This window comes from Bradyrhizobium sp. USDA 223 (assembly GCF_044909005.1).
GTDB lineage: Bacteria > Pseudomonadota > Alphaproteobacteria > Rhizobiales > Xanthobacteraceae > Bradyrhizobium > Bradyrhizobium yuanmingense.
The window spans coordinates 2,464,226-2,487,803 of record NZ_JBIYDR010000001.1 but is presented as its reverse complement, the minus strand read 5'-3'; the positions used below and the strand labels follow the sequence as shown (position 1 = coordinate 2,487,803).

The window sequence follows — 23,578 nt, the reverse complement described above, 5'->3', positions numbered from 1 at the left end:
TTTCCGTCCTCGGGTTTGCGTCGGCCGGGGCGGGAAAATGTGGAGCCACCTCAGGCCTTTCCGGCCGGATAGCGCACGGGGGCAGCCCGCGCAACGGGAACTTGGGTCGGACAGGGCTCCCCTGCTCCCGGCGCGGGGGGCATAGGCGATCTCAGCCGTCATGCCCGGGCTTGTCCCGGGCATCCACGTTCTTGGTTCTGCGCGGCAAAGACGTGGATGGCCGGGACAAGCCCGGCCATGACGAGCATTTATTGCAGCGTCGGATCAAGCCGATCGCGCAGCCAGTCGCCTATGACCGAGACCGCCAGCGTGGTGACCACGATGGTCGTCGCCGGCGCCAGCATGATCCAGGGCGCCCGGGTCAGATATTCGCGGCCATAGCCGACCATGTTGCCGAGGCTGGTCATCGGCGGCTGCACGCCGAGGCCGAGGAAGGACAGGCCTGACTCCATCAGGATCACCTCGGGGAACACCAGGGTCGTCGAGACGATCAGGGTCGAGGCGATGTTGGGCAGGATGTGGCGGAGATAGATCCGCGACGGCGTCGCCCCCAACTGGCGGACGGCGGCGGCGTAGCCTTGCGCATTGGCGGAGATGGCAAGGCCCCGCGCGATGCGGGCGTAGCGCTCCCAGCCGAACAGGCCCATCAGCCCGACCAGGAGCGGCAACGAGTTGCCGAAGAAGGCGAGCACGGCCAGCGCCATGATCAGGAAGGGCATACTGGCCTGGAAGTCGGTCAGCATCAGCACGAGCTGCTCGACGAACCCACGAAAATGCGCGGCGAGGAAGCCGAGTGTGGTCCCGACCACGGCCGAGATTGCGGTCGCGCCGAACGCGATCAGGAGCGAGATGCGAATTGAGACGAGCAGCCGCGACAGCACGTCCCGGCCAAGCTCGTCGGTGCCAAGCCAGTGCGCGGCATTGCCGGGCGCAGCAAGCCGGTTGCGCAGGTCGAGCTGCGTGAAGCCGTAAGGCGCAATCTTCTCCGCGAAGGCCGCGATCAGCAGCATCGCGACGATCCAACTGATCGCCAGCGCGACCGAGACCGGAATCGCCGGCAGGCTGAAGCGGCGTGAAAATGCTTTGGTATCCTTCAGCGTCGCGTCGGTCATGCATGTGCTCCCTTGCTGCGCAGGCGCGGGTCGAGGAAGCCGTAGAGGAAGTCGACGATCAAATTGGACGTCACCATGGTCATCGCGACCAGCAGCAGGATGCATTGCACGACGGCGAGATCGCGGTTGGCAACAGCGACGACGAGAAGCCGCCCTACTCCCGGCCAGGCGAACACGCTCTCGACCACGACTGCGCCTGCGATCAGCGTGCCGACCATGAAGCCGAGGATGGTCACGGTCGGGATCGCCGCGTTCGGCAGCGCGTGCGAGGTCACCACCTTGCGCCACGGCACGCCTTTTGCGGATGCGGTGCGGATATAGGGCTGGCCCAGCACCTCCAGCATGGCGCTGCGGGTGAAGCGCGCCAGCACCGCCGCGCCGCCAAGGCTGAGCGTTGCGATCGGCAGGATGGCGTGGCGCCAGCTGTCCTGCCCGCCCGAAGGGAGCCAGCCGAGCTGCACGGCGAAAACGAGCACCAGGATCAGCGCGAGCACGAAGCTCGGGACGGTGAAACCGGCGACCGCCGTCATCATCACGGCGCGGTCGATTCCCGAGCCGCGATGCAGCGCGGCGTAGATGCCGGCGGGGACGCCGAGCGCGACCTTGAAGAAGAACGCCGGCAGGGTCAGCGCCAGGGTCGCGGGGATGCGCTCCAGGACCAGCTCGATCGCGGGGCGGCCGTCGCGCATGGAGCGGCCGAGCTCGCCCTTGGCGATGGCGCCGAAATAATCGAAATACTGCGCCCAGATTGGATCATCGAGGCCCCAGGCCTTGCGGAACGCCGCGAGCACCTCCGGCGGCGCCTCCGGTCCCAGGATCATCAGCGCGGGATCGCCTGACAGCCGCAACACGACGAAGGCGAAGGTGACGACGAGCACGATCGTGAGCGCGGCGCGTCCGATCCGAATGGCGAGATAACGTCCCATCACGCGGCGTCCCGTGTCGCAGCGCCGGTGACGAGATGGCAGGCGACCTGCCTGTCGCCGCCGACGGCGGACAGCGCCGGCATCTCGCGCGCGCAGCGCGCGATGGCGCGCGGACAGCGCGGATGGAAGGCGCAGCCCGTCGGGCGCGCGGCCGGATTCGGCGGGTCGCCTGACAGCACGATGCGGCCCGCACTGCGGCGGCCCGGCGCGGGCGAGGCCGAGACCAGCGCCTGAGTGTAGGGATGCTCGGGTCGCGCAAACAGATCGTCGGCGCTGCCGATCTCGACGATGCGGCCGAGATACATTACGGCAACGACATTGCTGATCTGCCTGACGACGCGCAAATCGTGACTGATGAAGAGCAGCGTCAGCGACAGCTGCGCCTGCAGATCGCAGAGCAGGTTCACCACCTGCGCCTGGATCGAGACGTCGAGCGCACTGACCGGCTCGTCGCAAACCAGGAAATCCGGGTTCGTGGCCAGCGCCCGCGCCAGCACGATGCGCTGACGCTGCCCGCCGGAGAGCGCGCCGGGATAGCGCGCGCCATGCGCCGGCGTCAGCTCGACCGCGCGCAGCAATTCGCGAACGCGCTCCTCGCGCTCCACGAGCGTGCCGATGCCGTGAATGTCGAGCGGCTCGCGGATCTGCGTTGCAACCGGCAGCCGCCGGTCGAGTGCGCCGAGCGGATCCTGGAAGATCATCTGCATCCGCGCGCGCTGCGCACGCCAGACCGTCGTCCCGGGCGCTGCCATCGCCTTGCCGCCAAACCGCACCTCGCCGCTATCAGGCGGCTCGAGGCCAAGCACGATGCGGCCTGTGGTGGATTTGCCCGAACCGGATTCGCCGACGAGACCCAGCGTCTGGCCCCTGGGAATCGTCAGCGACACGCCGTCGACGGCATGCACGGCCGCAGCTCGCCCGAACATTCCAGAGCGCATCGCATAGGTGCGCGAGATCGCGGAGACCTCGACGAGCGGCGGACTCATTCGGCGGCAATCCCGAGCAGCGCGCGGCGCGAGGTCTCGGCACGTACGCAGGCGACGCTGCGATCATCGGCGATCGGCGCGAGGGTCGGCGCCGCAAGGCCGCATGCTTCCGCGACCAGCGCGCAGCGCGGCGCGAAGGCGCAGCCCCCGGGCATGTGCGCGGGATCGGGCACCGTGCCGGGAATGGCGGTGAGGCGCCGCCGCGGACCGTCGAGCGGCGGCAGCGCGCCGATTAACCCTTGCGCGTAGGGATGTACGGGATCGGCGAACAGCTGATTGCTCGGCGCCTGCTCGACGATGCGGCCGGCATACATCACCGCGACGCGGTCGCAATTCTCCGCGACGACGCCGAGGTCGTGGCTGATCAGCACCATGGCCATGCCGAGCTCGCGGCGGACCGTGGAGAGCAGCTCCAGGATCTGTGCCTGAATGGTGGCATCGAGCGCAGTGGTCGGCTCGTCCGCGATCAAGAGATCGGGATTCCCGGCCAGCGCCATCGCGATCATGATGCGCTGGACCTGGCCGCCGGAGAATTCGTGCGGATAGGCCTCGAGCCGGCGGCCAGCGTCGGGAATGCCGACGAGATCGAGCAGCCGCCGCGCCTCCGCCTTCACGGCGTTGCCTTGGAGATCGCGATGCAGCGCCAGCGCTTCGCACAGCTGCTTGCGGATAGTCAGCACCGGGTTGAGCGCGCTCGCCGGATCCTGGAAGATCATGGCGATGCGCCCGCCCCTGACCTGGTCGAGCTCGGTGGCGGGCGCGCCGAGAATCTGGCGCCCGTCGAGCCGCACCGAGCCAGAGACTTGCGCATGGCGCGGCAACAGGCCGAGCGCGGCGAGCCACGTCACCGATTTGCCGGAGCCGGACTCGCCGACGAGGCCGATGGCCTCGCCCTTCTGCAAGGCAATGTCGACGCCGCGCAGGACCGGCACGCCATTGAAGGCGACACGCAAGTCCTCGATGCTGACCAGCGGCTTCACCTTCAGACCTCGAAATTGCCGGCGCGGAAATCCATCGCGAAGGCGGGCGCTGCCTTCCACTTGATCGATTTCGGCTTGGCCGTGAAGGTCGCGTTCTGGTGCAGCACCGTGTAGGCGGGATCTTCGCGCTCGGCGATCTCCAGCATGCGGCGGAACGCCTTCTTGCGCGCGGCCCGGTCGGTCGAGGTCTCCAGGAATTCGGAGAGCGTGTTCAGCTCGGCATTGGTCCATTCGCCGATCTGCTGCTGCTGGCCGTTAGGGCCGTGCTGGGCGACCAGCGACGACACCGGATCGTTGAACGCGGCCGAGTTCGACCAGTCGCGCACGGCGCGTACCGGCCCGCGCTCCATGATCTGCGACCAGTTCTCCTTGGTCTCGATCTGCACGTTGAGGCCGACCGACTTCCACATCTCGACCAGGATCTGCGCGGTCGCGACCTGGTTGGTATAGTAATTATTGAGCAGGCGGTACGGGATCGGGTCGCCCTTGTAATTGGCCTGCTTGAGCAGATCCTGCGCAAGCTTGGGATCGTAGGCCGGCACATTCCAGTCGGCGTTGAACATGTCGCCGTAGAATTCCCATTGCAGCCCCTTTGGCACGCGGGTGCGGCCGGCCCACAGGCTGTCGACGATCGCCTGGCGATCGATCGCGTGGGTGAAGGCGCGCCGCACGAGCGGATTGGCGAGCACGGCGTGGTTCTTGTCGAACACGGTAAGGCGGTGATTCTGAATCGTGCCGCCCTGCACTTCGAACGCGGAATTCTTCTCGATGCCGGCGATCTGGTCCGGCGGGATGTCGCAGGCGAACTGGTATTCGCCCGAGAGCAGGCCGTTGATGCGGCTGGCGACCTCAGGCGCTTCGAGGAAGCGGATGCGCTTCAGCGGCGGCCGGCCGCCCCAATATTCGTCGTGGGCTTCCAGCGTCAGCGAGACGTCGGGCTTGAGTTCGACGACCTTGTAGGGACCGGTCGTCACCGGCTTGCGCGCCCAGTCGAGATAGCTCGCCGCCTCTTCCCAGGCGCGGCGGTTCATGATGTCGGAGCCATAGCGCGACAGCCGGCCCTCGATCGTGACATCTGGCGTCGCGTTGTAGAAGCGCACCGTGTACTTGTCGACGGCATCGACGCGCACCAGGTCCGGCCAGATGCGGCGGGCGACCGCGGGGACGTCCGGCGGCAGCTCCTTGCCCGGGCGCGGCGTCGGGATCTTCTCGAACGCCTTGATGGTGGAGCGGTTCTTGGCCTCGGTCTCGCCGAACATGCGCTCGCGGCTGAAGGTGAAGACGACGTCTTCCGCCGTGAGCTCGTCACCATTGTGGAACTTGACGCCCTGGCGCAGCTTCACCTCGACGGTCTGGTCGTCGATGCGGCGCCATTCGGTGGCAAGGCCCGGCACGGCTTCGAGCTTGCCGCGCCAGTTCTTGGAGATCAGGCCTTCCCAGATCGAGGAGAAGAACACGCGCTCGCCGACATTGGACTGCTCGCGCAGCACGTCGAGCACGTTCGAATTGGTGACCTTCTGCACGGCGACCGTCACCGACGGTCGATTGTCGCCTTGCGCGATGGCAAAGCGCGGCAGCAGCAAGGTGCTTGCGGCAGCGCCGCCGGATTTCAGGATGGTGCGACGGGTGAGCTTGCTCATGATGTGACCCTGCCCTTTGTGATTGCGGTTATTCGGCGAGACCGAGCGCGGCGAGATGCGCCGCGCCCTTGCGGACATCGTCGTGGTTGCGGAGTTCGAGGATCAGCCGCGGATTCGACGTCAGCCGTCCCAGCGCGCGGAATACGGCGACCCAGGGAATATTGCCCTCGCCCGGCGCCCAGTGCCGGTCGGCAAAGCCGTCGGTGTCCTGCAGGTGCACATGCGTCAGCATGTCGCCGGCGGTCTCGACGTAATAGTCGACCGGCGGCGCGCCGGTGGAGATGTGCGCGTAATTGGCGTGCCCGGTGTCGAGCGAGACGCGGACCTTACTGCTTTCCAGCGCCTTGGCGAGGCGCACGCGGTCGCGTGGATCCTTGTCCTCGATGTTCTCGATGACGATCTCGCAGCCGATCGTCTCGGCACGCGCAATCACCTCGGCGAGCGTCGCCTTGACGCGCTCGACGATATTGGCCCGGTTATCGGGATAGAGATCGAGATTGTTGTGGTCCCAGGTCGTGAACGGCGAGTGGATCACCATCTGCGTCGCGCCGAGGAACTCGGCGGCGTCAAGGCCCTGCAGCAGGCGCTTGGTCACGGCCTGGCGGATCATCGGATCGTGGCTGTCGATCTTGAAGCCCCAGAACGGACCATGGATGCCGAGCCGGCCGGTGTGCCCGGTGAGCATCTGCTTGATCTCGCCTGCCGTTGCGCGCCAGTCGCTATCGAGCAGATCGGCGCGGAAGAAGTCCTGGATTTCCAGATCGCGCTGCTTTTCGAGAAGCCAGTCACGATGCGCGGGGATCGATTTGATGGACAATGCGGCGCCCAGCACCGGCTTCGACATGGCATGCTCCTTCGTCGTCAGCGATGACGGGAGCAGCGCTAGACCAGTTCAATGACAGGCCGGTGAAATGCGCCTTCCGCAGCGTGGACGAGATGTGGACATCCCGCCCGCGCGTGCTGCGATCGCTGCCACCGATGCAGAACGGGCACATGGCAAGCGCCATCGTGTCCGTAGTGATCCGGAATGGAATCCTAGCGGTCCTTCGCGTACATCGCGGGACATCGATCGGCGGCCACTTCCACGGGCATCACCCTCTGATCGCGCTACATGGGGTTGGGGGACCACATGGGGCGGGGGATTGAAGGCTGGGGCAAGGTGACGAGGTCCGGACTCCTAGGCACTCCGGACCTCGAAACTTTTTAGATTGAACGCAGCAACGCGCCGTCCGGTGGGCATCCGGGCGGCGCGCTGTCGTTTCAGAGCCTCTTTGTTTCGGCTTAGCGCGTCTGCGGCTCCAGCGTCACCGTGCAATCGCCCTGCCCTTGCGTCGCGACCACGACGTTACCCGCGGGAGCGCCGAGGGCGATCGGCGCGGACGAGCCGCCGCCAGGCATCTGGACGATCACGCTCAGGGAATCGGTGCGCGCAGTCGAGCCCACGGTGGTCGGCTCCGCCTGGGCGACGTTGCCGGAGGCATCACGTCGCATGATCTGGCAGTTCACCATGTTGTTTCCGCCGGCCGCCGCCATGCCTGACGACGAGGAGGCGCTGCCACCCATTTGGGCCCGGGCCCGCGACGGATCGCGGGGTACCTGGCTGACGATGCGATGCGAGCGCGGCTCCACGATAATGACCTCGTCTTCCGTCGTGAAATATTCGTAGCCCCGATATGCAGGCTCGATCGAGACGATCTCGGGCGGAAGCCGATGCAGACGCACGCGCGAGGGAATCGTTTCGCCAACCCGGATTGAGATATTCAAATTGCGCTCCGGCTGCGCCAGGCGTGCGCGGCTCACAGTTTCGGAGATCCGCACCTGCCTCTCGGTCGTCACCTGGGCCTGCTGGTTGACCTGCGTGTTGGTCTGCGTGGTCTGATTGGCCTGGTTGGTCTGCGTGCCCGTGGAGCCGGGCGCGGTCTGTGCGTTGTTAGTCGGAGCCGCGCGGCTGGTATCCGTCGCAGCGGCCGGCTGGTTGCTCTGTTGCGCCGGCGGCTGCTGCTCGGCGGCACTGCGCGGCGGCTGGGCCTGGTTGCGCTCGTTCTGGTTGGCTGTAGCTCCCGTGCGCTCGTTCTGCTGGCCAGCCGGACCAGTCGTCGGGCCAGTCTTGGATCTCTCGGATTCGGCGGTTGATTTCTGCGGCGCAGCCTTGTCCTGCGCAGCCTTGTCCTGCTTGGTTTCCGCACCGCTCTTGCCCGCATCGCGTCCGGGCTTGGTGCTCTCGGCCTCCCGGTTGCGATCGCGCGAAGGCTCGCGAGAGTCTTGTGCCTGGTCCCTGCCCTTCGGTTGATTGCGCTCCGAGGCCGCCGCCGGCTGGCGCTTGTCGTCACTTGCCTCGCTCTTGGCAGCGCCGCCTCGATCCTCGCGGCCTGCGCCCTGAAGCCGCTCCTGGGCGCCTTGCGCGCGCTCTTGAACGCGTTCTTGAGCCGCACCACCGCGCTGCGGAGAAGCGCCTTTGGCCGGCTCCTCGGTCCGTTTCGGCTCGTCCCTGCGCTCACCGGGCGCCTGGGCATAGGCAAGGCCGGATGCGAGCATGAGCCCGACGGCCGCAGTCGATAACATCAAATGTTGACGCATGGTCCCTCTCCTCGACAATTCGCAACAATAAACGCGAACGTTCTGTTCGTACGAAGGTTCCTGAGCAGGAACGCAGTCGTGGAGGTGAGCCAATCAAGTCGCCATTACATCGCATCCTTCAGCGTCAGTCGCGCCGTGAACGTCACGCTGGTCTTGCCGACCAGCGCCATGCCTTCGACTTCCGCACCGCCTGGGAAATAGTCGCCGGAAAAGCCGCAGGTGACCTCCCTGCCGCCGAATGCGAGCGTCCTGCCGACCGCCTCGGTGTGCTGATTGACGATCATGTCGCCCCGCCACTTGCCGTTCCGGAAGGTGTAGCTGCCGGTGTAGTAGAAGTAGCTGTCGCCGCCCATGATGCGGCCGTCGCTGAGCACGACCACGCCCCTGGCCTGCCCACGCTTGCCGTCCCGCATCTCGATGTCGAAGATGTAGAGGCCGTTGACGACCCTGGCCTCCTCACCCGCTTCCGCTTCATCGCCAGCTGACATCCGATCATCCCCACCGATCCGCTGCCCCGATCAGTTCGGCACGTTCCGCTCGAGATCCTCGAGCCATGCCGCTGCACTCGAATCCGAGGGCGCGCGCCAATCGCCACGCGGCGACAATGAACCGCCGGCCGAGACCTTCGGCCCGTTCGGCATGGCCGAGCGCTTGAACTGGCTGAAGGCGAAGAAGCGGCGCAGGAACACGTCGAGCCAGCGGCGGATCTCCGGCAGGTCATAGGCCCGGCGCCGGTCGCTCGGGAAGGCCGGTGGCCATTCGCCCTTGGCAACGTCCTTCCATGCCTGAAGCGCCATGAAGGCGATCTTGGACGGCCGCATGCCGAAGCGCAGCGTATAGAACAGGTTGAAGTCCTGCAGCTCGTAAGGTCCGACGGACGCTTCCGTGCTCTGCGGCTTCTGGCCGGCCTCGACCGGCACGAGCTCAGGCGAGATCTCGGCCACAAGGATCGAGCCGAGCGTCCGGTTGACGTCGTCGCTGAACTGCTTGGAGGAGATCACCCAGCGGATCAGATGCTGGATCAGCGTCTTCGGCACGCCGGCGTTGACGTTGTAGTGCGCCATCTGGTCGCCGACACCATAGGTGCACCAGCCGAGCGCGAGCTCGGAGAGATCGCCGGTTCCGATCACGATGCCGCCGTGATGGTTGGCGAGCCGAAACAGATAATCCGTGCGCAGGCCGGCCTGCACGTTCTCGAAGGTGACGTCGTAGACCTTCTCGCCCTTGCCGAAGGGATGGCCGATATCCTTCAGCATCTGCGTGGCCGTGGTGCGGATGTCGAGCTCCTGCCAGCTCGTCTGCAACGCCTTCATCAGCGCGAGCGCGTTGGTCTTGCTCTCGCTGCCGGTGGCAAAGCCCGGCATGGTGTAGGCCAGGATGTTCTCGCGCGGCAGGCCGAGCAGGTCGACCGCCTTGGCGGCGACGATCAGGGCGTGGGTGGAATCGAGGCCGCCCGACACGCCGATCACCACGCGCTTGGTGCCGGTGGCGCGCATGCGCTGCACCAGCCCCGCGACCTGGATGTTGTAGGCCTCGTAGCAGTCCTGCTCGAGCAGGCTCTCGTCGCTCGGCACGAATGGAAAGCGCTCGACCTTGCGCAGGAAGCCGATATCGGCGGCCGACGGCTTCAGGGCAAATGTCACCTTGCGGAAAAACGCCTCGCGCTGCCGCCGGTTGTCTTCGAACGTTCCCATCAGCGCGCGCTCCTGCCTAAGCAGGTCGAGGTCGACGTCAGCCAGCGTGATCTGACCGCCCTGGCGGAACCGCTCGCCCTCGGCCAGCAGCACCCCGTTCTCGTAGATCGAGGTCTGGCCATCCCAGGCAAGATCGGTGGTGGATTCCCCGGCCCCGGCCGCGGAATAGACGTAAGCCGCGAGGCAACGCGCCGAGGTCGATTGGCACAGCAACGCGCGCGAGCGCGCCCGGCCGATCGTGATCGGACTGCCCGAGAGGTTGATCAGCACGCTCGCGCCCGCAAGCGCGAGCTCCGAGGCCGGCGTCACCGGGATCCACATGTCCTCGCAGATCTCGACGCCGATGGTGAGGCCCGGAACGTCCTCGGCCGCGAACAGGAGGTCCACCCCGAACGGCGCGTGCAGGCCGCCAAAGGCGATGGTCTCGCCGGCCATGCCGGCGCCGGAGGCGAAATGCCGTCCCTCGTAGAACTCGCGATAGGTCGGCAAGTAAGATTTCGGCACGACGCCGAGGACGTTGCCGCGATGAATGACGACGGCGCAGTTGTAGATGCGATTGCCAAAGCGCAGCGGCGCCCCGACGATCAGGACCGTCATTAGCCTCGCGGAAGCTTCAACGACGCTTGCGAGCCCGCGCTCGACCGCATCGAGCAGCGGATCCTGCTTCACCAGGTCCTCGATCGCATAACCGGACAGGCACAGCTCGGGAAACACCGCGACCGCGACCGATTGCTCATGGCAGGCATTGGCCGCCGCCAGCACGGCCTTCACGTTGGCGCTGGGATCGGCGACGTGGGAGGTGGTCACGCAGGCTGCCACGCGCGCAAATCCGTGGGCGTAAATCGAGTGGAAAGTCATCGAGCGCCGTACCCTCAAATCTCTCGCCGGCGGCCAAAGCCGTCAGCTCCGGTCATATTTAGCCCATCGGTCTGGCCCCGTGCAGGCCATCCGCCATCATGCATAACGGATTTGCGCCCCATCCGGTCCAGTGCCGGCGAGCTCAGGCGCTGCGGGCCAGCACGCCGGGCAGATCGCCGCGCAGCCACCCGGCGATCCGGGGCCAAGCATGCGCATGGGTGCGCGCGCCCATGAACAGGCCGAGATGGTTGCTGGGCTCGGATGCCGCTGCAACGAAGGCAGGTGGCGTACCGACGAGCCCCGCGGTGGCCAGCGCTTGCGTCGCCGGCACGACATCGTCGTCGAGGCCGGCGAGCAGGAAGATCGGCGCCTTGACGTCCTTCAGATCGATCGGGCGGCCGAGCGCGACGAAACGGCCCTCGGCGATGCGGTTCTCCCGGAAGATCGCGTTGACGATCTCGAGATAATAAGTGCCCGGCAGGTTGAGCGTCTCGGCGTTCCAGCGGTCGAACCGCGCCAGCAGCTCGGCGCCCTGCTCGTCCGAGAGATCCCGCTGCAATGCCGTCCTGATATCGTCGTTGTCAGGCGTTTTGGACCAGAGGCGCAGCATCTCCTCGCCACTGACATTGCCGCCACCGCGCGCGACCAGCTGGTCATAGACCAGCTCGGGCGCGTTGCGGGCAAGCCGGGACAGCGAGGACTCGATTGACAGGTCCACGGGAGCACCGACCAGAACCAGCCGCCGCACCTTGGCTGGAAAGCGCGCGGCATAGAGCAGCGACAGCCATCCGCCCTGGCACAGCCCGACGAGATCGACCGGCGCGCCGATCTCGTCGATGGCGACGTTGAGATCGCCGAGATAGCTGTCGATCGAGAGATAGCGCATGTCCGGCGTCGCCGACCGCCAGTCGGTGAGATAGACCCGGTCGATGCCGCCATTCTGCAGCGACTGCACCACGCTGTGTCCCGGGGCGAAATCGGCGATCAGGGCCCGGTGCAGCGCATAGGGCGCGCAGACCAGCGCCGGCTGGCCCGACCGGGTCTGCGAGCAATCGCGCAAGCCCATCGTTGCGAGCTCCAGCGCAATGCGGCTCGGCGTCGTCCATGGCAGGCTGCTGTCACCCTGTTGCTCGGGTACCCGCTCCAGCCACCAGAAGCAGGCGTCCATGGCGAGCTGCGCTGCGGCAAACGGCCAGAGCCGCGGATCATCAGGAGCCTGCGCTGGCCCACGTGGCGGTTTGGCGGTCTTGTCCACCATGGCTACCTCGACATCCTCACAGAAACGCCTCGAGGCTCACGACGGCAATGCCGAGGTCCCGAAAACTCCGATGGGTCGCCGCGACCGAGCCGTCCAGATCGATGCCGCGACAGGCATCCTCGATGACGGCCACCTCCAACCCTGCCTTGCGCGCATCTTCCGCCGAGAAGCGGACGCAGAAGTCCAGCGCCAGACCTGCGACAAAGACGGTCTTCAGCTCGCGTTCGCGCAAATAACCAAGCAATCCAGTCGGTGTCCGATGGTCGTTCTCGAACAATGCCGAGTAGGAATCGATGCCGCGGCGAAAGCCCTTGCGCACCACGAGGCTCGCTCGTGTCACGTGGAGATCGCGATGAAATTCCGCGCCGGCCGTGCCTTGCACGCAATGCGTCGGCCACAGCACCTGCCGGCCATAGTCGAGCTCGATGGTCTCGAACGGCTGCTTGCCGGCATGGTTTGGCGCGAACGAGACGTGGTCGCTCGGATGCCAGTCCTGGGTCAGCACCAGATTGGCGAATTTTTGGGCGATCCTGTTGATGGCGGGCACCACCTTCTCGCCCTCTGGTACCGCCAGCGCCCCGCCGGTGCAGAAGTCGTTCTGCACGTCGATCACCAGCAACACGTCGCGGTCGGAAATCTTCATCGCCGTCCCATTTCGATCTGCCGGGCGCGACGGCGCCGGGCGACCACCTCAGTGTCGGCCTTCCCGCGCGGCTTCGCAACCACTGGCACGCGCGGCAGCTGCGCGAATTGGTCACCGTGGCCGCCACGATGCAACGGTTTGACCTCGTCCGTGTTGACTAGGCGCACCCAAGGGCAGATTCTCGCACCGCCCGCGCCAGGCGGATCGGGTCGAAGCAGCGGAGGACAGGGCTGCCAGGGCCTGAAGGTCGTGGCGGCGATGAGGCCATGAATATCGGCAAGACCGGAAAAATTCTTCTCGCCGATATCGGCGGCACCAATGCGCGCTTCGCGCTGAGCCCGAGCGGTCAGACCGGACCGATCGACTATGTCAAGGTCGCCGACTTCCCGACCGTGCGCGAAGCCATCGCGGACGTTTTGGCGCGCCGGTCCAACGGCGAGCAGCCCCATCGCGCGGTGCTGGCTGTGGCCGGTCCCGTCACCAACAATCGCTGCGTCATGACCAATAGTCCCTGGGTCATCGACGGCAACGAGCTGCAGTCCGCGCTCGGCTTCGACAGCGTCCATGTGCTGAACGATTTCGAGGTCGTGGCCTGGTCCCTGCCTGCCTTGGAGCCTTCGGACCTGGTCCCACTCGGCGGCGGCGACGGCCTGGCCGGCGAGCCGTTGCTGGTCGTGGGGCCTGGAACCGGATTTGGTGTGTCCTGCCTGGTCGACCGGCATGGTTCGCGCCTGGCCGTCGTTACTGAGGCTGGACATGCGACCCTGCCGGCGGAAAACGAGCGCGAGGAGCGCGTGATCGCCTGCTTGCGCCGGCGCCTCGGCCATGTCTCGATCGAGCGCGGCGCCCTCTCGGGCTCCGGGCTGCAAAATCTGTATGAAGCGTTGGCTGAGATCGACGGCGTCCAGGTGCCGCATCGCGATGCCGCAGGGATCACCAAGGCCGCGCTGGAGAACAGCTGTCCCGTCAGCCGCGCGACGCTCGATATGTTTTGCGCCATCCTCGGCTCGGTCGCCGGCAATCTCGCGGTGACTTTCGGCGCCCGCGGCGGCGTCTATGTCGCCGGTGGAATCGTGCCGCGCTTCCGCGAGTTCCTCGCGGCCTCTGCGTTCCGGGCACGCTTCGAAGCCAAGGGACGGTTCCAGGATTACCTGCGCAACATCCCGACCAGGCTCGTGATCAAGCCAGATGCGAGCTTCCTCGGCCTGACGACGTTTGCCGAGCACAATTCCGGCTGAGTAGCGGTTTCAGGCGGCGAGTTCCCGTCATGCACAGCTGATTGCGGCGCACCTGCGGTTCCACGCAGGTTCTGCTTGCCTGCGTGTTCCCGATGAGAAACAATCTAGCCGTGTGTGGCGTAGTTGCGGGGGCGTGACATGCGTAAGCAGGATTCGGGTTTCGACTATCACCGCTATCATCGCCTGTTGCGCGAAGCGGACAGCGAAGACAAGCGGCTGGCGCTCATCGAGCTCCTGATCGAGGAAAAGGCCCGCGACCAGCTGGCGGCCCAGCGCGCTTCGGACCGCGCGGCCATGACGGCGCATACCATTGCCAGGGTGCTGAGGAACGGCCGCAGCCCTGGCGGTTGAGTTCTTCCCGCCAGGCGGCAAAAGCGCGATCGGTCAGCTCGGGATGGTGGCTGACGGCTCGGGAAACATCGAATCGATCATCGCCTTGAGCTGATCCATCGCGATCGGCTTGCGCAGGATCGGCCTGCGCCGGAGCAAGGACGGCAGCAGCTCAGGACCGTAGCCTGTGGCGAAGAGAAACGGTTTTCCGCGACGTTCGATCAAATCGGCGACGGGGTCGACATAGACGCCCATCAGATTGATGTCGAGGATGGCCAGATCGTACTGCGCGGTCATGGCAAAGGCGCTGGCGTCGCGCACATTGTCTGCCTCCGCAACGACGTGGTGGCCGAGTTCCTCCACCATGTCGGCGATCATCATCCGGATCAACGCCTCGTCTTCGACCAGGAAAACGGAGAGTCCGTCCGCCATATCAACCCCGCAATCAGCCGTGCGAAGCTAAGCATAACCGAATTGCGCTGTAGATACACGAATTCGTGGCGGGCGCCGTTAATTCACACGCGCCCGAACCGATTCAACTTGATCAATCCAGTCCGCGCTCGTGGCTGAGGCGCACCATTGCCTGGATGAACACCTGCTTCTGCTTGTCGTCGAGGCTGGAAAAGAGCGGCTCGGCGGCATCGGCGACGTTGCGCTGATCGCCGGCGCGATCGATCAGGAACTGGGCCTCGTTGCGCATCTGCTCGATGATGTCGTCGGGCGGATCGCGCTTGGCGCGCGCAATCCGCAGGTTGAGCCGCTCTGCGCCATTATGCCCGAGGTAGTGCATCGCGCTCGAGAATCCGTACCAGTGCTTCTCCTGATCCGGCGTGAGATTCAGCTCGCTCTTGATCCGCTCGATGTAGGAATCGCTGTTGGCGACGATCTGCTCGGCAGTCAGCTGCGGCGCACCGGGCTGGGTCAGAACCGTGACTTCCTTGTTGTCTTTACCCTTGTTGTCCTGCGGCGCGTTCTTCGCCTCCTTGGTCGCCTTGGCGCTCTTGCCCTTGGCGCTCTTGGCATCCTTGTCCTTGGCCCCGCCCTGCTGCTTGGAATCCTTCGCCGCGTCCTTGCCGGCGTCCTTTGGCGGCGGCGCCTGATTGCCGGTGTTGGTGTTGCCGACACCGAGCACGCCGGTGAAGACGCCGACCACGCCGCCGATGGCGCCACCGAGCACACCACCGACCGGACCTGCCGCCTTGTTGCCGGCCGCGGCGCCTTCCTGAACGCCCTTGACCAGACCTTGAGCATTCGCCACCGCGGCGGCCCCGAGCAACAGCGCGAGCACAGACGCCAGCGCAAGACATCGCCGCAGATGAAGCCGCGCGGGTGCCGCCGGTTTGATCATTCTCGTCTCCATCATCGATCGGACCTGTCAGCGGGGATCAGCCGCCAGGCGCAACTCTATCGTTTCCACCGCTCCGAGGTCCAGACGCGGCCGATTGCTGTCCACGCTCGAAAAGTCTTTCACGCGAAGCGCTTATCCAGGCTTATGCGAAACTGCGGCGTAAATGCGCACGCAGCGTTCAGACCGTTTGGCGCGCGAAGTGTGCGTCGCAAAAAAATACCGTGTCCCGCACCTGAGGCGCTTCGACTCGACACGCGTTGTGGCGTTTCCAGGCACACCATTAGTTTTAGACGCAGAGTCCTTCGGCTTTCTCGACAGACGCGATCAATCATGATCTGATCGCGCTACCAATTTGCTGCGACAGGCGTGAATTGCAAACGCAGGCCGACGGCACCAACAAGAAAATCGACCAACAACAACTCAAGAAACAAGAGTTCAAGAAAGAAGTCTCAGAGGAAACTCCAACAACAACACCCAAGCGAGGAAACGAGATGTCACGCAAGAAACTGACGCGACGTCAATTTGTGGCTGCCACTGCAATGTCCTCCGCGGCGCTGATCTCGGCGCCCTATGTCCGGGGCGCTTACGCCGCCGGCAAGCTCTCGATCGGCTTCTGGGACCATTGGGTGCCAGGCGCCAACAAGGCCTCGACCGAGCTCGTCAACGAATGGGCGGCGAAGGAAAAGGTCGAAGTCACGATCGACTACATCCCCAGCCAGGGCAACAAGAACCTGCTCACCATTGCTGCCGAAGCGCAGGCAAAGTCGGGCCATGATATTTTTGCCATGCCGACGTGGTGGGCCCACGCCAATGCCGACCAATTGGAGAACGTCAGCGACATCATGGGGCCGATCATCGCCGAGAATGGCGACGTGAACGGCACGGCCAAGTATCTGGGCACGGCCGGGAGCAAATGGCTTGGAGTTCCGGCCTCCGTCGGCAGCCAGATCAAGGGTCCCTGCTCCCGCATCGACCTGATGAAGAAGCATGCTGGCATCGACGTGCAGGCGATGTATCCGGTCGGTTCTGAACCAAAAGCTGATAACTGGACGCTGGAAACATTCCTGAAGGCTGCCGAAGCCTGTCACAAGGCTGGCGTCCCGTTCGGCATCGGCCTCGGCGAGACCACCGACAACGTCGATACAGCGGGCGCGATCTTCCTGTCGTTCGGCGCCCAGCTCGTTGACGCCAAGGGCAATCTCACCGTCAAGACCGATGCGGTTCGTCAGGCACTCGAATTCTACAAGAAGCTGATCAGCTTCCTGCCGCCCGACGCCGCAGCCTGGGATGACGCGTCCAACAATAAATGGCTGGTCTCCGGAAGGGGGGCGATGATCATGAACCCGCCGAGCGCCTGGGCCGTCGCCAGGCGCGACGCGCCGCAGGTTGCGGAGCAATGCTGGACTCACGGGTTCCCGGCTGGACCCAAGGGACGTTTTGCCCCCTACCTGCCGTACTTCTGGAGCATCTGGAATTTCTCGAAGAACAAGGACGCGGCGAAGAGCCTCCTGGTCCAACTCTCGAAGCCCGCGTCGATCGAAAAGATGGTGGTCGCAAGCGGCGGTTACGATCTACCGGCCTACGAGAAGCTGACGACGTTGAAGGTGTGGCAGGAGGAAGGGCCGCCGAAGGGTACGCTCTATCACTATCCCAACCCCTACAAGCATCAGACGCTGTCGATTGCAGCCTCTCCCGCGCCGCCGAAGATCGCACAGCAAATCTACGCGCAGGCCACGCTGACCAAGATGTGTTTGCGTTATCATCAAGGTGAAGCGATGGAGAAGACTCTCGCCTGGGCCGAAGGCGAGTGTGAAGGCTTCATGCGGAGCTGAGACGGACAGGGTGTCGCCGCAAGCGGCCGCAGGTCGTCTCGCGGCGAAGCCCCTTCCCGCCGCGGCACGAAGCGAGAACGGCTAGGCTCTCGCACGTGCCGACATCGAATTCTCTGAACTGAACCGCGCGAGGAATATGCATCATGGCGGATGTGGCATTGCGGCCGGACGGGATTGGCGCCACGCAACCGGCGCGAAAACGCTCCGGTTTGCAAAAGGCGCTCAAGCGCAGATCGACCGCGGCGTTCCTGATGACGCTACCGCTGATCATCCTCATCGCACTTCTGGTGATTTATCCCGCGTTCTATTCGCTTCACCTGGCGACCCTCAACAAGTCGATGCAGAAATTCGTCGGCCTCGGCAACTTCGAGTTCCTGTTCAGGCGCGACACATTCTGGTTGGTGGTCAAGCAATCCTGCATCTTTGCCATCACCGCCGTGGTCTTCAAGGCGCTGATCGGGTTCATCGTCGCACACTTCGTCCACAACATTCCGGCCAAGGGCCAGCGCAAATGGCGCGGCATGCTGCTGGTCCCATGGGTGATCCCGCCCGCCATGAGCACACTTGCATGGCTCTGGCTGTTCGATCCCTCCTACAGTGCGTTCAACTATACGCTGTCGTTCTTCGGGATAGGCCCGATCCCGTGGACCGGCGACGCAGCTTGGGCGCGCTTCTCCGTCATTCTGGTCAATGTCTGGTACGGCGCGCCGTTCTTCATGATCATGTATCTGGCGGCCCTCAAATCGGTGCCCGACCAGCTCTATGAAGCCGCAGCAATCGATGGCGCCAATTGGTGGCAGCGGATCTGGTACGTGACGCTGCCGATGATGCGCAACATCATCGCGATCACGACGCTGTTTTCGCTGATCGTCACCTTCGCCAATTTCGACATCGTGCGAATCCTGACCGCCGGCGGCCCGCTCGACCACACCCACATCTTCGCCACCTGGGCGTTCAGGATCGGCATCGAGGGAAGCGACATTCCGCTCGGTGCCAGCGTCTCCCTATTCATGGTGCCAATCCTGGCGATCGCAGCGATCTTCATCCTGCGGGACGTCAACAAGCGCGGGAATGAAGCCTGATGAGCTCAGTCACGATCGACAAGGCCGCGCCGACACGCTCGGTCAAATATGGTAGCATGAGCCGCGACCGCAAATGGGCGCTGAGATGGTCGTATTTCTTTCTGACGCTGTTTGCCATCTTCTCGCTGCTGCCGCCCATCTACATGCTGATCACCTCGCTCAAGAGCAGCGCCGAAATCTCGGCGGCGACCAATCCGTGGTGGGTCTTTCATCCGACTCTCGAGAACTATATCGGCCTGCTGACGTCGAACCAATTCCTGCGGTTCTTCTGGAATTCGGCGCTGGTCTCGATTTTCGTGGTCACCATCACGATGCTGATCAGCGTGCCCGCGGCGTTCGCTCTTGCTCGGATGCGGTTCTGGGGTTCGGCCACGCTGGCGACCGGCGTGTTCCTGACCTACCTCATTCCGGACAGCCTGTTGTTCATTCCACTGTTCAAGGTGTTCGCCCTGTTCGGCGACTGGACCGGCATCCAGCTCATCAACCGCTGGTACGTGCTGCTCTTCATCTATCCGACGCTGACGGTCCCGTTCTGCACCTGGATCATGATCGGCTATTTCGCCTCGATCCCAAAAGAACTCGACGAGGCCGCCATCATCGATGGAGCGTCCTGGTTCCAGACTCTGACCCGGATCTTCATTCCGGTCGCGCTGCCCGGGCTGATCGCCGCGACCATCTTCGCTTTCACCGTGTCCTGGGCGCAATTCCTCTATCCACTCGTGTTCACGACGTCCACGGACCAGCTCGTTCTGCCCGTCGGCATCATCACCACGCTGATCAAGGGCGACGTCTTCAATTGGGGACAGATCATGACCGGCGCGCTGCTCGGCGCGGCACCGCCGCTGATCATCTATGCCTTCCTGATGGACTACTACATTGCCGGCCTGACTGCCGGTGCGACAAAGGGTTGAAAGCGGAGGGTTGAACTGAAATGGCCGACGTTTCCTTGCGTAAGGTGGTGAAGCGTTACGACGATGTCGAAGCCGTGCGCGGCATCGACCTCGACATCGCCGACCACGAGTTCATCGTGCTGGTCGGCCCCTCCGGCTGCGGCAAGTCGACCACGCTGCGCATGATCGCAGGCCTCGAGGACATCAGCGATGGCGACATCATGATCGGCGGCGACATCGTCAACGACGTGCCGCCGAAGGACCGCGACATCGCCATGGTGTTCCAGAACTACGCGCTCTACCCGCACATGACGGTCGCGGAGAACATGTCGTTCGGGCTGCGGCTGAAGCACTATCCCAAGGCCGAGATCAAGGCGCGGGTGACCGAAGCCGCCCGCCTCCTCGACATCACCGACCTGATCGACCGCAAGCCGAAGCAGCTCTCCGGCGGCCAGCGCCAGCGCGTCGCCATGGGCCGCGCCATCGTGCGCAATCCCAAGGTCTTCCTGTTCGACGAGCCGCTGTCCAATCTCGACGCCAAGCTCCGCGTGCAGATGCGGATCGAGATCAAGAAGGTGCACCAGAAGGTGCGCACCACGACGGTCTACGTCACCCACGACCAGGTCGAGGCGATGACGCTGGCCGACCGCGTCGTTGTCATGAACAAGGGCAAGATCGAGCAGATCGGCACGCCGAACGAGCTCTACCACAAGCCAGCGACGCGCTTCGTTGCGGGCTTCATCGGCTCGCCCGCGATGAACTTCATCCCGTGCCGGCTCGAGGATGTCGGCGGCACGCTCCAGCTTCGCCTCACAGACCGCATCGCCTTCCCGCTGCCGCCGGCCCGCGCCGCGCGCTACAACGCGCTGCCGCGCACCGACAAGCTGCTGCTCGGCATCCGTCCCGAGCATCTTACCGAGTCGCACGCGCATCTGGCGCCCGGCGTCGAGACCTTCGACACCGTGCTCGACGTCACCGAACCGATGGGGATGGAGACGCTGGTCTATTTCGGGCTCGAGGGCACGCCGGTCTGCGGCCGGGTCGATCCCAATGCCGGCGCCAAGGACGGGGCACCCATGCGCCTGGCGATGGACCTCAACAACATGCACCTGCTAAATGAGGAGACCGGCGTCGTGTTGTGACGCCGCGATCCAAGAAAAGCGAGCAGGTAGGGGAGCGATGGCGACCAATAAGAAGAAGATTTTCGTTACGCAAACTTTGTCGCAAGGGGCACGTGCCCTCCTCAACCAGCGGGACGATATCGAGCTCGTCGAGTTTCCGAACCTGATCTCGGCGAAGGATTTCGAGGCCTTGTTGAAGAGCCATGCCCCCGTCCACGGCGTGGCCCTCGGCGCCACCGCTTTCGGCGAGACCGAGCTCGAGGCCGCGCGTGACATGAAGGTGGTAACCCGCATCGGCGTCGGCTACGACGCCGTCGACGTGCCCGCCCTCTCCCGCCGCAAGGTGCCGCTGATGGTCGCCGGCAGCGCCAACTCGCCCTCGGTTGCGGAAGCGGCGCTGTTCATGATGCTGACGCTGGCCAAGCGCGCGCAGGAGCTGCATTCCTGCGTCAAGGAGGGCACCTGGGCCGACCGGCTCGGCATGCTGCCGTTCGATCTCTACGGCAAGACCGTGCTGATCGTCGGCTTCGGCCGCATCGGCAGCCGCACAGCGAAGCGCTGCCTGGCGTTCGAGATGAAGGTGCAGGTCTACGATCCCTACAAGGATGCCGCCGACATCAAGGCGGCCGGATGCGAGCCGGTCACCGACCTCGACGCCGCGCTGCCTCACGCCGACTTCGTCACCATCCACTGCCCGAAGACGCCGGAGACCGTCGGCCTGTTCGATGCCGACAGGATCGGCCGCATGAAGGATAGATCCTACCTCATCAACACCGCGCGCGGCGGCATCGTGAAGGAAGCAGCGCTCTATGACGCACTGACGTCCGGAAAGCTCGCCGGCGGCGGCATCGACGTGTTCGAGGTGGAGCCGCCGCCGGTCAGCAACGCGCTGTTCGCGCTGCCCAACGTCATCATGGCCCCGCATGTCGCCGGCGTCACGGTCGAGGCGGTGAGCCGCATGAGCGAGCAGACCGCGCGCAATATTTTGAGCGTGCTGGACGGCGATCCCATCAGGCAAAACGTCATCAACCAGGACGTGCTGGGCTGAGATCACGAAGGTCGGCGGCTCACCCCGCCCGCCTTCGGAAGGCCAGAAAGCGTCCCATTTTGGTGCAGATCGGGCCCCAACTCAGCCTTAATCAAACGCGCGTAATGGAGGCGGAAGCGCGGCGGCAGTGGGACAGACTGGCCGGCGTGCCGAGCTGGAGGATGGACCCTTGAACGAGATCGACCCGACCGACCAGACACTGGCCACCATCGCCAGCATCCTGGAGAACCCCGAGCCCGTCCTCGTCATTCGCAAGACCGAGACCGAGATCGTGGTTGCAGGCGAGCGCGAGCACATCGCGTCTGACGAGCCGCCGATCGTGGACGAGCATCCGGCGATCGACGAGCATCAATTGCTCGAAGAGCATCCCGTGGTCGAAGAGCAGCCGCTGGCGCCGGAGCACACCGATGCCGACGGCTACAGCAAGGTCGGTCCGGGACCCATGGTCGCGATCCGTCTGAAATGGACGGTCCACCGCGGCGATGACGGCCAGTACTATGTCCACGAGACCATCGGCGAGCAGTCCGCGCCTGTGGTCAGCGGTCCCATGACGAGCGAAGCCGCGGTGCGTTTCGTCGACACCCAGCAGGATGAGGCGAACAGGCGCTTCGAGCTGCTGCGCAGCGAGATCGCCGGCCGCAGCTCGCTCGCCGACTACGAGCGCAAGGGCGAAGCGTAGGCTCTCGCATTTGAACATCTAGTAGTCGTCGTCATGCCCGGGCTTGTCCCGGGCATCCACGTTTTTTTGTGCTGCGAGCACATTCGTGGATACCCGGGACAGCCCGGCCATGACGCTGTGGAGACAAGCGTGCCCCACGGCCCACGCCTCATCTGCGATTACCCGTCGTTGGACAGAGTCGAGCCTGCCGGCCTGCGCTGGGCCGCGTCCTCCTGTCGCTTTGCCTCGCCAAACTTTGGACCGGCTCCGAGCCTATTGAACCCGGAACCGCCGGAAGACGACTCACAGCAACGACAGTGATCTAGATCACTTTTTGCAAGCGAGCCGGCGCGTAAGCGTCGGTGCGGGGACCACCTGTTCAGGAGACGGAGATGAGGAAGCTGTTGGCCACGGCCGCATTCCTTTTGGCGAGCACTGCCGCGCAGGCGCAGTACACGTTTGAATATGGCGGGCGCACCATCCGCATCGATCCGGACCGCGGCACGGTGCAGATCCCCGGCGTCTACGACAACACAGGCCAGAATAAGCCCAAGAAGGCCAAGAAGAACGAGACGGCGCCGCAGCAGGCCACGGTCGATCCGCAAGCGCCGGCTGCTCCGGCCCCACCCCCCGCTCCTGCTGCGCCGCCCGCAGCCGTGCAGGCGCCCGCGGCCGCCGTCGCGCCGCCTCCTGCGCCGCCGGCTCCGCCGACGGCCGCGACTGCGGCCAATACGCCGGCCCAAACGGCCGTTGCGCCGCCGCCTGCACCACCTCCGGCCCCTGCGCCGGTCGAGCAGCAAGCCGCGCCCGCCGTGGCCCCGCCGCCCGCCCCGGCCGTGGCTGCGGCTCCGCCGGCCCCGCCTCCGCCACCTGCGCCTGCTCCCGCTCGCGTTGAAGCGGCCGCAGTGCCGCCTGCACCTGCAACCGCGCCGACGCGCGACCTCAATTCGCCGGTCGGCGTCTGGCTCACCGAGGAGAAGGAAGGCAAGGTCCGCATCGAGCAATGCGGCACCAACCTCTGCGGCTATTCGGTCGACAGCAAGTCCAACCAGAACGGCGAGCAGGTGCTGATCAACATGAAGGCGGGCAAGGACCAGAAATGGTCGGGCCGCATCCTCGATCCGAACTCGGGCTCGACCTACGATTCGACGATCGCCATGAAGGGCACCGACCGGCTACGTGTGCAGGGCTGCGCCTTCGGCGGAATGTTTTGCGGCGGCCAGACCTGGACGCGGGTGAATTGAGATCCGCCTGATCGTTCTTACGCAGACAAGGGGCCCGCGATGCGGGTCCTTTGCTTTTGCGCCCTGGCGTGCCGGCGTGCGCAGGCTCACACAGCCTCCTGCGCACGTGACAG

Annotated in this window: 22 protein-coding genes; 9 read left to right on the top strand and 13 right to left on the bottom strand. The window is 65.0% G+C overall.

Annotated elements, in window-relative coordinates; genetic code table 11:
* Positions 1-248 precede the first annotated feature (248 nt).
* The 11 genes from ABIA40_RS11410 to pncA all read right to left on the bottom strand — a co-directional run bounded on the left by ABIA40_RS11410 (position 249) and on the right by pncA (position 12,674).
* A complete protein-coding gene (locus ABIA40_RS11410) occupies positions 249-1,112 on the bottom strand; it encodes an ABC transporter permease (protein ID WP_157284484.1) in 864 nt (287 codons plus the stop codon).
* Entirely contained in the window at positions 1,109-2,038 is a 930-nt protein-coding gene (locus ABIA40_RS11405; protein ID WP_271542252.1) for an ABC transporter permease, read from the bottom strand. Before ABIA40_RS11405 ends, ABIA40_RS11410 begins: the two co-directional genes overlap by 4 nt.
* Positions 2,038-3,024 carry an ABC transporter ATP-binding protein gene (locus tag ABIA40_RS11400; RefSeq protein ID WP_271542254.1) on the bottom strand — a complete coding sequence of 329 codons (987 nt, stop codon included), beginning with the start codon at positions 3,022-3,024 and terminating at the stop codon, positions 2,038-2,040. Before ABIA40_RS11400 ends, ABIA40_RS11405 begins: the two co-directional genes overlap by 1 nt.
* Positions 3,021-4,004 (bottom strand): ABC transporter ATP-binding protein, encoded by a 984-nt coding sequence (locus ABIA40_RS11395; protein ID WP_404541063.1) that lies wholly within the window; start codon positions 4,002-4,004, stop codon positions 3,021-3,023. Before ABIA40_RS11395 ends, ABIA40_RS11400 begins: the two co-directional genes overlap by 4 nt.
* Before the next feature lie 2 nt (positions 4,005-4,006).
* Positions 4,007-5,644 carry an ABC transporter substrate-binding protein gene (locus ABIA40_RS11390; RefSeq protein WP_404541061.1) on the bottom strand — a complete coding sequence of 546 codons (1,638 nt, stop codon included), beginning with the start codon at positions 5,642-5,644 and terminating at the stop codon, positions 4,007-4,009.
* A gap of 28 nt (positions 5,645-5,672) precedes the next feature.
* A complete protein-coding gene (locus tag ABIA40_RS11385; protein ID WP_275509906.1) occupies positions 5,673-6,488 on the bottom strand; it encodes a sugar phosphate isomerase/epimerase in 816 nt (271 codons plus the stop codon).
* Positions 6,489-6,925: 437 nt separating this feature from the next.
* Positions 6,926-8,221 (bottom strand): DUF1236 domain-containing protein, encoded by a 1,296-nt coding sequence (locus tag ABIA40_RS11380; RefSeq protein WP_404541059.1) that lies wholly within the window; start codon positions 8,219-8,221, stop codon positions 6,926-6,928.
* 104 nt (positions 8,222-8,325) lie between these two features.
* Positions 8,326-8,709: a GrlR family regulatory protein gene (locus ABIA40_RS11375; RefSeq protein WP_036012369.1), complete on the bottom strand. Its 384-nt coding sequence runs from the start codon at positions 8,707-8,709 to the stop codon at positions 8,326-8,328.
* A 30-nt stretch (positions 8,710-8,739) separates the two neighbouring features.
* Entirely contained in the window at positions 8,740-10,773 is a 2,034-nt protein-coding gene (locus ABIA40_RS11370; RefSeq protein ID WP_404541058.1) for an NAD(+) synthase, read from the bottom strand.
* Between the two features lie 142 nt (positions 10,774-10,915).
* Positions 10,916-12,031: an alpha/beta fold hydrolase gene (locus ABIA40_RS11365; RefSeq protein ID WP_271542266.1), complete on the bottom strand. Its 1,116-nt coding sequence runs from the start codon at positions 12,029-12,031 to the stop codon at positions 10,916-10,918.
* A 16-nt stretch (positions 12,032-12,047) separates the two neighbouring features.
* Positions 12,048-12,674 carry a bifunctional nicotinamidase/pyrazinamidase gene (pncA, locus tag ABIA40_RS11360; protein ID WP_404541056.1) on the bottom strand — a complete coding sequence of 209 codons (627 nt, stop codon included), beginning with the start codon at positions 12,672-12,674 and terminating at the stop codon, positions 12,048-12,050.
* Between the two features lie 266 nt (positions 12,675-12,940).
* Here pncA and glk point away from each other — a divergent pair, with 266 nt between their 5' ends.
* Positions 12,941-13,912: a glucokinase gene (gene glk, locus ABIA40_RS11355; protein ID WP_271542269.1), complete on the top strand. Its 972-nt coding sequence runs from the start codon at positions 12,941-12,943 to the stop codon at positions 13,910-13,912.
* Positions 13,913-14,050: 138 nt separating this feature from the next.
* Entirely contained in the window at positions 14,051-14,263 is a 213-nt protein-coding gene (locus ABIA40_RS11350) for a hypothetical protein (RefSeq protein WP_036012396.1), read from the top strand.
* Positions 14,264-14,296: 33 nt separating this feature from the next.
* On the opposite strand, the gene ABIA40_RS11345 is transcribed toward ABIA40_RS11350, so the two are convergent.
* Positions 14,297-14,674: a response regulator gene (locus ABIA40_RS11345; RefSeq protein WP_036012398.1), complete on the bottom strand. Its 378-nt coding sequence runs from the start codon at positions 14,672-14,674 to the stop codon at positions 14,297-14,299.
* Positions 14,675-14,786: 112 nt separating this feature from the next.
* Complete coding sequence (locus ABIA40_RS11340) at positions 14,787-15,590, bottom strand: Spy/CpxP family protein refolding chaperone (protein ID WP_157287639.1); 804 nt, start codon at positions 15,588-15,590, stop codon at positions 14,787-14,789.
* A gap of 491 nt (positions 15,591-16,081) precedes the next feature.
* On the opposite strand from ABIA40_RS11340, the gene ABIA40_RS11335 reads away from it, so the two are divergent.
* The 7 genes from ABIA40_RS11335 (at position 16,082) to ABIA40_RS11305 (ending at position 23,465) form a co-directional block, all read left to right on the top strand.
* Positions 16,082-17,422, top strand: coding sequence for an ABC transporter substrate-binding protein (locus ABIA40_RS11335; RefSeq protein WP_271542274.1), 1,341 nt, complete (start codon positions 16,082-16,084; stop codon positions 17,420-17,422).
* A 143-nt stretch (positions 17,423-17,565) separates the two neighbouring features.
* Entirely contained in the window at positions 17,566-18,504 is a 939-nt protein-coding gene (locus ABIA40_RS11330) for a carbohydrate ABC transporter permease (RefSeq protein WP_271542276.1), read from the top strand.
* Positions 18,504-19,415 (top strand): carbohydrate ABC transporter permease, encoded by a 912-nt coding sequence (locus tag ABIA40_RS11325; RefSeq protein WP_271542278.1) that lies wholly within the window; start codon positions 18,504-18,506, stop codon positions 19,413-19,415. The genes ABIA40_RS11330 and ABIA40_RS11325 overlap by 1 nt, the downstream gene beginning before the upstream one ends.
* A gap of 20 nt (positions 19,416-19,435) precedes the next feature.
* Positions 19,436-20,536, top strand: a complete 1,101-nt coding sequence (locus tag ABIA40_RS11320) for an ABC transporter ATP-binding protein (RefSeq protein WP_404541052.1) — start codon at positions 19,436-19,438, stop codon at positions 20,534-20,536.
* Positions 20,537-20,573: 37 nt separating this feature from the next.
* Positions 20,574-21,563, top strand: a complete 990-nt coding sequence (locus tag ABIA40_RS11315) for a hydroxyacid dehydrogenase (RefSeq protein ID WP_404541050.1) — start codon at positions 20,574-20,576, stop codon at positions 21,561-21,563.
* Between the two features lie 169 nt (positions 21,564-21,732).
* Complete coding sequence (locus ABIA40_RS11310) at positions 21,733-22,242, top strand: hypothetical protein (RefSeq protein WP_275509916.1); 510 nt, start codon at positions 21,733-21,735, stop codon at positions 22,240-22,242.
* A gap of 371 nt (positions 22,243-22,613) precedes the next feature.
* Positions 22,614-23,465 carry a DUF2147 domain-containing protein gene (locus ABIA40_RS11305; protein ID WP_404541048.1) on the top strand — a complete coding sequence of 284 codons (852 nt, stop codon included), beginning with the start codon at positions 22,614-22,616 and terminating at the stop codon, positions 23,463-23,465.
* The last annotated feature ends 113 nt before the right edge of the window (positions 23,466-23,578 follow it).